General features: G+C 54.9%; 3 protein-coding genes. All 3 read left to right on the plus strand.

Annotated elements, in window-relative coordinates:
* Nucleotides 1-192: 192 nt before the first annotated feature.
* From ACWA6V_RS20270 to ACWA6V_RS20280, 3 genes are read left to right on the plus strand one after another with little or no spacing between them, the layout of a single operon-like run.
* Nucleotides 193-582 (plus strand): PepSY domain-containing protein, encoded by a 390-nt coding sequence (locus ACWA6V_RS20270; RefSeq protein ID WP_449524188.1) that lies wholly within the window; start codon nt 193-195, stop codon nt 580-582.
* A 56-nt stretch (nt 583-638) separates the two neighbouring features.
* Entirely contained in the window at nt 639-1316 is a 678-nt protein-coding gene (locus ACWA6V_RS20275; protein ID WP_449524189.1) for a response regulator transcription factor, read from the plus strand.
* Entirely contained in the window at nt 1303-2712 is a 1410-nt protein-coding gene (locus ACWA6V_RS20280) for an ATP-binding protein (protein WP_449524190.1), read from the plus strand. Before ACWA6V_RS20275 ends, ACWA6V_RS20280 begins: the two co-directional genes overlap by 14 nt.
* The last annotated feature ends 72 nt before the right edge of the window (nt 2713-2784 follow it).

Consider the following 2784-nt stretch of genomic DNA (forward strand, 5'->3'; position numbering starts at 1 on the left):
CGCTTACGACGACCGTATTTATCACACCGAAACCCGCCATCACCCCGGCACCCGTATTGTGCATGCAAGAGGTCGTCATTAATTCTGCTTCGATTCAACAAAGGTCAAATTGACCTTTGTTGAAACACGGGCGATAGTGAAGGCGTTGTATTTGTGTAAATGTATCTGAACGCCTTCTTGTTGGAATTTGTCATGCTGTACTCAAAAACCTTCTGCTTGCGCCTCGGCTCTGTCCCGCAAACACTCATCTTGTTGGCGACCTTGTTATTGAGTTGCCAGTTGGGTATTGCCCAAACCAATAAACAGCCCAATGATTTGATCGGCGGTGATATGGGGCTGCCCTCCAGCGACGCAGATAACAGCCTGATCGATACCGATACCATTGCACCCACCGCGTCTGAACCCTCAATATCGCCCGCCGAAGCCGCCGAATTGGTGCGCAATAAAGTGGGTGGGCAAGTCATGAGTGTCAACACCCAGCAAGACGATACCGGCGTGGTCTATGGTGTTAAAGTGCTTAACGCCGGACGCATGCGCGTCATTAATGTCGATGGCCAAACCGGTCAATTGCTCAACCATTAGTAATTCTCTCGACTTAACCACTGCCCTTAATCCATCAATAATTCCAGGACCGATTCATGCGTATTTTGATCGTTGAAGATGAAAAACCCCTGCGCGAACAAATTCTCAGCCTGATGGCGGCTGAAAAATACGCCTGCGATGCCGCCGCTGATGGCCGCGAAGGCCTGTTTCTCGGCAGCGAATACGACTACGACCTTGCGATTATCGATCTGGGCTTACCGCTGCTGGACGGCACCCAACTGATCCGCGAGCTGCGCAGTAAAGAGCGCAACTTCCCCATTTTGATTCTGACCGCACGTGGCAATTGGCAAGATAAAGTCAGCGGTCTTGAAGCCGGTGCCGACGACTACCTCACCAAACCATTCCATCCGGAAGAGTTGCGCGCGCGCATCCATGCTCTGTTGCGTCGCGCCAGCGGCCATGCCTCCTCAGTCTTGCGCTACGGACCCATCACGATTGATACCAGCGCCAAACGTGTGCACCGCGATGAAACCGAAGTTGAACTCACCAGCTTTGAGTACAACACCCTCACCTATCTCGCCCTACACGCTGGTAAGAACATCTCCAAAAGCGAGCTGACTGAACACCTATATGCGCAGGATTACGACCGCGATAGCAACGTGATCGAAGTATTTGTCGGCCGTTTGCGTAAAAAACTCGACCCGGACGGCAGCCTGAATTTGATCAGCACCCAGCGCGGCCTCGGCTACCGGTTCAATCTTGATAAACAGTAAGCCGGTGATTGCCCGCTTTTCGTCGATTGCCTCGCGCCTGCTGCTTGCATCGGCGCTGCTGCTGCCACTGTTTTTGGGACTGACCGGCTTCTTCCTCGACCGCGCGTTTGAAAACAGTTTGGAAGTCGCCGAGCGCTCGCGCCTGCGCGGCCACGTCAACCTGTTGATGAGCGTGGCCGAACCCATCACCAAAAACGCGAAAATCCACAGCCTGCGTATGCCCGTCACCCTCAGCGACGCCGACTTTGAACATCCCAACTCCGGGCTCTACAGCTACATATTTGATAATCAGGCCAAGCTGGTCTGGCGCTCCAACTCCGCCGCATTGAGCGACCCGCCTGACTACAAGCGCATCGCCAAAAGCGACACCCCCGGCAAAATGTTGTTTAGCGAGAAACAGCTGGGCGGCAACCTGCACTTTATCGCGCGCTACACGGTCAAGTGGGAAGATGCACGCGGCACCCCCACCCCATTCCACTTTGTGGTCGCGCACAGCGCCGATGAATACACCGCCGAACTCAAAGCCTACCGCAATGAACTCTGGCGCTGGCTGGGCGCGGCGGGGATCTTTTTATTGATCGCGCAAACGCTGATCCTGCGCTGGGGCCTGCGCCCATTGGGGAAATTGGCGCAGGCGCTAAAAGCCATGCAAAGTGGCGATACCAGCAATATCGCCGGCGAACACCCCAGGGAATTGCAAAGGATTGTCGATAACCTCAATCAGGTATTGGAGCGCGAACAGGCATTGCGCCAGCGTTACCGCAACAGTTTGGCCGACCTCGCCCACAGCCTGAAAACACCGCTGGCAGTGTTGCAAAGCAAGCTGGTTGAAGGCGTGGAATCCGACGGCGAGCTGCAGCAAATTGCCAGCGAACAGGTGGCGCGCATGAACCAGGTGGTGACTTACCAGTTGCAGCGCGCCGTCTCCAGCCAACAAAAAGGCACCTTCCGCCGCACCCGACTGGAGCCTATCGCCCAGCGCTTATTTGCCGCACTGCAAAAAGTCTATGCGCACAAACAGATGGAACAGGAGCTGGACTTAGCGCCCAATTCGATAATCGCGGGCGATGAGCAGGATGTGATGGAATTGTTCGGCAATATGTTGGAAAACGCCTTTAAATACGGCAACAAGCAAGTTCGTGTGCGCTCGTTTATTGAAGAGACCCAGCTGCGCATTGATATTGAAGACGACGGCCCTGGTGTCCCCGATGACCAGACCGAGCGAATTCTGGAGCGCGGCCAACGGCTTGATACCACCATTCCCGGGCAGGGTATCGGCCTTGCCGTCGCCGCCGAAATTGTGCGCAGCTACGAGGGCAACATCAGCATCCATCGCTCGGAACTTGGTGGGGCGCGCTTCAGCGTCTGCCTACCCATTCTTCCCATTAGCAGTTAAAAAGCATCCCCCTCCCTCACTTATAACCGTTTTGCAGATTTTCGCCCGCCTTTTGTAAGCCATATCTCACAC

The sequence above is a fragment of the Cellvibrio sp. genome (assembly GCF_053579595.1).

Coding starts and splice junctions, on each gene's coding strand:
- ACWA6V_RS20270 (WP_449524188.1), top strand. CDS start 193: ATGCTGTACTCAAAAACCTTCTGCTTGCGCCTCGGCTCTGTCCCGCAA.
- ACWA6V_RS20275 (WP_449524189.1), top strand. CDS start 639: ATGCGTATTTTGATCGTTGAAGATGAAAAACCCCTGCGCGAACAAATT.